Origin of the sequence: Rhizobium sp. BR 315 (assembly GCF_050577975.1) — a bacterium.
Lineage (GTDB): Bacteria > Pseudomonadota > Alphaproteobacteria > Rhizobiales > Rhizobiaceae > Rhizobium > Rhizobium miluonense.
In genome coordinates this window covers 22,806-28,805 of the sequence record NZ_JARWKZ010000062.1, presented here as the reverse complement: position 1 = coordinate 28,805, position 6,000 = coordinate 22,806, and the positions used below count along the sequence as shown (strand labels likewise).

Annotated in this window: 5 protein-coding genes; 3 read left to right on the top strand and 2 right to left on the bottom strand. The window is 60.4% G+C overall.

Going from position 1 to position 6,000, the window contains the following annotated elements; all coding sequences use genetic code 11:
• On the top strand, positions 1 to 176 hold a 176-nt coding region (locus QD409_RS31255), incomplete at its 5' end, for a transposase (RefSeq protein ID WP_430764610.1).
• 95 nt (positions 177 to 271) lie between these two features.
• On the opposite strand, the gene tyrS is transcribed toward QD409_RS31255, so the two are convergent.
• Positions 272 to 1,528 (bottom strand): tyrosine--tRNA ligase, encoded by a 1,257-nt coding sequence (gene tyrS / locus QD409_RS31250; protein ID WP_430764609.1) that lies wholly within the window; start codon positions 1,526 to 1,528, stop codon positions 272 to 274.
• 295 nt (positions 1,529 to 1,823) lie between these two features.
• On the opposite strand from tyrS, the gene QD409_RS31245 reads away from it, so the two are divergent.
• Positions 1,824 to 4,391, top strand: a complete 2,568-nt coding sequence (locus tag QD409_RS31245) for a caspase family protein (RefSeq protein ID WP_430764608.1) — start codon at positions 1,824 to 1,826, stop codon at positions 4,389 to 4,391.
• 180 nt (positions 4,392 to 4,571) lie between these two features.
• The gene (locus tag QD409_RS31240; RefSeq protein ID WP_092854880.1) at positions 4,572 to 5,087 is read left to right on the top strand and encodes a GNAT family N-acetyltransferase; all 516 of its coding nucleotides are present in this window, start codon (positions 4,572 to 4,574) and stop codon (positions 5,085 to 5,087) included.
• A 116-nt stretch (positions 5,088 to 5,203) separates the two neighbouring features.
• Here the strand turns inward: QD409_RS31240 and QD409_RS31235 are convergent, their stop codons facing one another.
• On the bottom strand, positions 5,204 to 5,881 hold the full coding sequence (locus QD409_RS31235) for an alpha/beta hydrolase (protein WP_092854882.1): 678 nt from the start codon (positions 5,879 to 5,881) through the stop codon (positions 5,204 to 5,206).
• Positions 5,882 to 6,000: the final 119 nt, after the last annotated feature.

The window sequence follows — 6,000 nt, the reverse complement described above, 5'->3', positions numbered from 1 at the left end:
ACGTTGCCAACAAATATGCGCGCAAGCGCCGCTACAAGGGTTATCACTTTTGGGCGCGCGGGTACTTCGTATCGACGGCTGGCTATGACGAGCAGGTCGTCAGACGGTATATCCGTAATCAGGAAAAGGCCGACAAAGCTTCCGACTTTGCCGACCTCTTCAATCGTAGCTACTAAGCGCTAACAAAACCGCTTCTAGCGGTTCAAGCGCAGCGTTTCAAACCTCCACCTCTGGTGGAGGTCATGACTTCGTTCTCAGGCAGTTAGGCCGCTCAAGCGGCCGGACGGATCAGGATGTGCTTCTTCTTGCCGAGCGACAGCTTGATAATGCCATCGGCGGTGATTTCGCCGCCGCCGATGATTCTGCGTTCGTCGCTGACAGCCTCGTCGTTGACACGCACTGCGCCGCCCTGAACGTGACGGCGAGCTTCGCCGTTCGAACCGGCAAGACCGGCGCGAACGATGAGCGACAGGAGCCCGATACCGGCGTCCAGCTCTGAGGCGGGGACATCGACGGTCGGCAGGTTTTCAGACAAGCCGCCTTCCTCGAATGTCTTGCGCGCGGTCTCGGCTGCCTGCTCGGCTGCTGCGCGGCCGTGCAGAATTGCGGTGACCTCGGTTGCGAGGATCTTCTTGACCTCGTTGATCTCCGAACCGGCAAGCGCGGAGAGGCGGGCGATCTCGTCCATCGGCAGCGTCGTATAGAGCTTCAGGAAGCGGGAAACGTCAGCATCTTCCGTGTTGCGCCAGTACTGCCAGAAATCGTAGGCAGAGAGCAGGTCGGCATTCAGCCAGACCGCGCCGGTGGCAGACTTGCCCATCTTTGCGCCCGACGCCGTCGTCAGCAGCGGTGAGGTCAAGGCGAAGAGCTGCTTCGTCCCCATGCGGTGACCGAGATCGATGCCGTTGACGATATTGCCCCACTGGTCCGAACCGCCCATCTGCAGGCGGCAATCGTAGCGCTTCGCCAGCTCAACGAAATCGTAGGCCTGGAGGATCATGTAGTTGAATTCGAGGAACGACAGCGACTGCTCGCGGTCAAGTCTCGTCTTGACACTATCGAAGGACAGCATGCGGTTGACCGAGAAATGACGGCCGACATCGCGCAGGAATTCCAGGTAGTTGAGCGAGCGCAGCCACTCGGCGTTGTTGATCATCAACGCGTCCTTGGGGCCGTCGCCATAGGTGAGGTAGTTCGAGAAGCAGCGCTTGATCGAAGCGATGTTGCTTTCGATCGTATCGATGGTCATCAGCTGGCGGGCTTCGTCCTTGAAGGAGGGGTCGCCGACCATGCCGGTGCCGCCGCCCATCAGCGAGATGGCGCGGTGGCCCGTTGCCTGCATCCAGTGCAGCATCATGATCTGGATCAGCGAGCCGGCATGCAAGCTCGACGCCGTCGGATCGAAGCCGATATAGGCCGTCACGGTTTCCTTGGCGAAAAGGTCGTCGAGGCCAGCTTCATCGGAAATCTGATGAATGAAGCCACGCTCTTGCAGGGTGCGCAGGAAATCGGATTTGAACTCAGCCATGATCTTGGTCTCTCGAAGCCGCGTCGACAGAGGATGCGGCGAAGTCGCTGTTGTTGAATGTCGCCGGGCGCGTTTAGCATCGATTTGTCGGCGCGTCACCATTTTGGTGGGTCCGACATCAAGTTTCGGCGGCGCCGTGAACCGGGCTGGGTTTGTAAAACAACGCCTCCCAATGTGAACGGATCGTGACACGACCCCGAAGCCGCCCGGAATATGCCGCGTATTCGCCCGAATCGAATCCTAATATTTTGTTGTTCGTCCCGCGTGCAGCGCATATTTCGTGAAAGAAACCGGTATGTCAGCTTTGCTTTCGATGATGGGATTGTCGTTCAAAAAGACGATCTGTGCATTCTTCGCCCTGATGTTGGTTATAGGCAGCATTGCTGCCGTGAGCCCCGCCCAGGCGCAAGGTTCCCCTGAAAAGAGAATAGCGTTTGTCGTGGGCAACGCCGCCTATAAGGCGGGCGCCTTGCCGACCCCGGCCAATGATGCCGGCCTGATCGCGCAAACGCTGCAAGCAGCCGGTTTCGACGTGATCGGCGCTCGCGACCTCGATCAGAACGGGTTGCGCGACGCGATGAGGGACTTTCTGACGAAAGCGAATGCGTCAGGCCCCAATACCGTCGTGTTCGTCTATATGGCGGGCTACGGGGTGCAGTATCAGGGCGATAATTATTTCGTGCCCGTGGATGCTCAGATGGCCAATGCCACGGATGTTCCCGTTGAGGCGCTGAGGATTACCGATTTCACCAAGTCGCTGGCATCGCTCAACAATCGCGGCAGCATCGTCGTGCTCGATGCGGCGAGAGCCAATCCGTTCGTGCAGTCCAATCAGCCACTCGCCGGCGGTCTTGCGCTTGTCGATCCAGACGCCAATCAGCTGATCGCCTTCAATGCGGCGCCCGGTACGGTTGCGCCGCAGGAGGCCGGTCCGTACGGTTCCTATGCACATGCATTGGCGGAGATGATCCGCGTCGGCGGTCTGCCGCTTGACGATGTGTTCGATCGCACACGGTTGCGGGTCAGCGATCTGACCAAGGGCGCGCAGATTTCCTGGGATGCCTCCAAGTTCAAGAATGCCTTCACCTTCTTCGATCGCGGCCCCGATGCGCCAGCCGCTCAGGTTTCCAGCTATAACAACGCTGCGATCCGGACAAAGGCGATCCGCGATTTCGACGAGCGGGATGCCTATTTCGCTGCGCTCGATCGCGACACGATGCAGGGCTACGAGGATTTCCTGGCTGCTTATCCGCACGACGCCATGGCAAAGCGCGTGCGCGCCATCATCGCCGCACGTCGCGAGGCGATCACCTGGCGTCAGACCTGGCGTGCCGATACGCCGGAGGCCTATTGGTCCTACCTGAGACGTTATCCGCGCGGTCCCCATGTGTGGGATGCCCGTCGTCGTCTCGAGCATTTCGAGGCAGCGCTCGAGCCGCCGCAGTCGTTTACCGTGATCGAGTATGACGTGCCGCCGCCGCCGCCGCCGGAAATCGTCTATATCGACCGTCCCATCCTATATTTCGATGATGCCGACTTCGGTTATGCACCGCCGCCGCCCGTCGTCTTCCTGGCACCGCAGCCGCCGGATTTCGTGGTGCTGGTGCCGCCGGAGCCTTCGGTCGATCTCTACGTGTTGCCGGAGCCGGTCTACGTTCCGGTGCCTGAATGGGTCGAGCCGCCACGCGATGTCGCGCCGCCGGAAAACAATGTCATCTTCAACAACATCCACAATACGGTCGTGAACAATACGGTCGTAAACAACAACACGACGACTACTACCGAGAATGGAGCGGCACCGGCAGCTCCGGGATTGACGACCGGACAGAAGATCGCCGGCGCTGCCGTCCTTGCCGGCGCGGGTGCTGCGGCACTGCATGTTGCCTTGCCGCCCTCAGTGCAGAAGAAAGCTGCCGTTCAACAACAGCAGAATCCGGCCGCGGTGATCAAAACCCCGACTGGAGCCGCTCCGGCGGTTGCACCTTCGGCCCAGCCGCAAGCACAGCCGCAGACAGGGAACGCCGTACACGCGCTTCCGGGTGCCAATGGCCAGCCCCTGCCGGCGACCGGTAAGGCACCGGCCACTCCGGGCGTAGCTCCGACGAATCAGGCTCAGCAGCCACAGGCGGCTCCAAACGCTACGCGTAATCCGGCCATCGCCACTCAGCCTGCCCAGCCGGGCACGAATACCAACGCGCACGCACTTCCCGGCGCCAACGGCCAGCCCCTGCCGGCAACCGGCAATCTGCCGAAGGTTCCGGGTGCGGCGCCGACGAAGCAGGCCCAACAGCCTCAGACAGCGCCGAATGCCACGCATAACCCGGCCGTTGCCACCCAACCTGCCCAACCGGGCACGAATGCCAACACACTTGCGCTTCCCGGTGCCAAGGGGCAGCCCTTGCCGCCGGCCGGCAAGACGCCTGCCGTGAAGGGTCAAAATCAGATTGCCAAGACCCCGCCACCCCAGGCGGCTCCGAGCGCGAAGCCGAATGCTGTTGTCGCCGCGCCAAAACCCAATGCTCATGTTCAGGCGATGAAGCCGGCAGCGCCCGCCGTTGTCGCCAAGCCTCCAGTGAAGCCCAATGTGGTCAACAACGCTCGGCCGCCGGTCAGCAACCAGCCTCGCGTCGTGACCGCACCGCCGCGGCAAGTCAACCCGGTCGCGTCTCAGCCGAGGCCCGTGCCGCCCGCTCCGAAAGTGCAGGCTCAACCCAGACCGCAGCCGCAGCCGCAGCCGAAGATTGCGCAACCCCAGCCTCAGCCGAAGATCGCGCAGCCGCAGGTGAAGGCGCCTCCGCCTGCGCCGCAGAAGCCTCCGGCAAAGAAGACATGCGGTGCTCCGGGCCTGCCTGCATGTCCTTGAGCGGTGATGCCTGACAATGCTTTGAAGGCCCGCTTCGGCGGGCCTTCGGATTCAGAATTGTCGCTTGATCGCCTTGTTGAAACCATGCCGTGCGTTTAGCACTGATCGGACAGTTTCTAGTCGAGGCGGTCGTGCACGTTATGGCAGGCTGCAAAACCACCGCGAAAACAGGGCAGGCAGATGAGCGACACCGTCATCCTCGAAACCCCAAGGTTCGTTTTGACGATGTGGAACAAGGGCGATGCCGAGCTGATTCGGCAACTGCATTCGACGATCGCCACGACGCGCTATCTCTCCGGCGCGGCCCCGTGGACTTTGGAGAAGGCCGAGGAGCGGCTCGGGAGCTGGTTTAGGGAGCAGGCTCGCGACGGCACGACCAAATACAAGATGCTGCGGCGTGACGACGGCCGCTTTATCGGCCGTGCGGGCTTTTCGCGTTTTCAGGAGAGTGGTCGGGGCGACTTCGAGCTTGGCTATTCGATTCGGCAGGACGCCTGGGGCAACGGCTATGCGACGGAAATTGCCAGTGCGCTTGCGCAATGGTTCTTTGCGCGTGGCTTTGCCAAGCAGTTCATCGCTTTCACACACCCGGAAAATTCTGCATCGCAACGAGTTTTGCGAAAGATCGGTATGCAGGATCACCCGCCGATGACCATCGACGGGATTTCATGTCCAACGTTTAGAATGGCCCGATAAGGGCCGTTTTCCCTAAAGCGCGTCGCGATCTTTCAGATTCGCTTCTTGCGCTCTAGGTCTTTAATTTTGCGCGTGCAGCTATCGCAAAACAGCTGCACAGTTTTGCGCGACATGCGTTAGCGGATGCGCTTGGCGGCCGGTTCTGGCACCAATTCGCCGTTCAGGCGACGATCGAGGTAGTCCTCGCATTCGCCAAGGAGCGTATCGACCTGACCGTTGAAGAAGTGGTTGGCGCCCGGCACGACCTTGTGGGTGATCAGGATGCCCTTCTGGGTCTTCAGCTTTTCGACTAGGCCGTTGACGTCCTTTTCCGGAGCGACCTTATCCGCGTCGCCGTTGATGATCAGGCCGGACGACGGGCAGGGGGCGAGGAAGGAGAAGTCGTAGATATTCGGCTGTGGCGCGATCGACATGAAACCTTCGATCTCGGGGCGGCGCATCAGGAGCTGCATGCCGATCCAAGCACCGAAGGAATAGCCGGCAACCCAGCAGCTTTTGGAATCGGGATGAAGGCTCTGGACCCAGTCGAGCGCCGATGCTGCATCGGAAAGTTCGCCGGCGCCGTGATCGAATTCGCCCTGGCTGCGGCCGATGCCGCGGAAATTGAAGCGAAGCGTGGTGAAGCCGCGCTTTTGGAACATATAGAAGAGCTGGTAGACCACCTGATTGTTCATCGTGCCACCAAATTGCGGGTGCGGATGAAGAATGATCGCGATCGGGGCGCTTTTTTCCTTAGAGGGCTGATAGCGGCCTTCAAGGCGGCCTGCGGGGCCGTTGAAAATAACTTCGGGCATCGATACTCCGGCTCTTCTTTTTCTGCGTTCAAACCCAACGGCACGCAGCAAGTTGACTTGACGAATGCGCTCAACTTTTCTAGAACGCAGTTTAGAACAATTCGAAACTTGATGCTGTG

What these genes read in the sequence shown, in the direction of transcription:
- tyrS (WP_430764609.1), bottom strand. Translation starts at nt 1,528, where the DNA reads ATGGCTGAGTTCAAATCCGATTTCCTGCGCACCCTGCAAGAGCGTGGC.
- QD409_RS31245 (WP_430764608.1), top strand. Translation starts at nt 1,824, where the DNA reads ATGTCAGCTTTGCTTTCGATGATGGGATTGTCGTTCAAAAAGACGATC.
- QD409_RS31240 (WP_092854880.1), top strand. Translation starts at nt 4,572, where the DNA reads ATGAGCGACACCGTCATCCTCGAAACCCCAAGGTTCGTTTTGACGATG.
- QD409_RS31235 (WP_092854882.1), bottom strand. Translation starts at nt 5,881, where the DNA reads ATGCCCGAAGTTATTTTCAACGGCCCCGCAGGCCGCCTTGAAGGCCGC.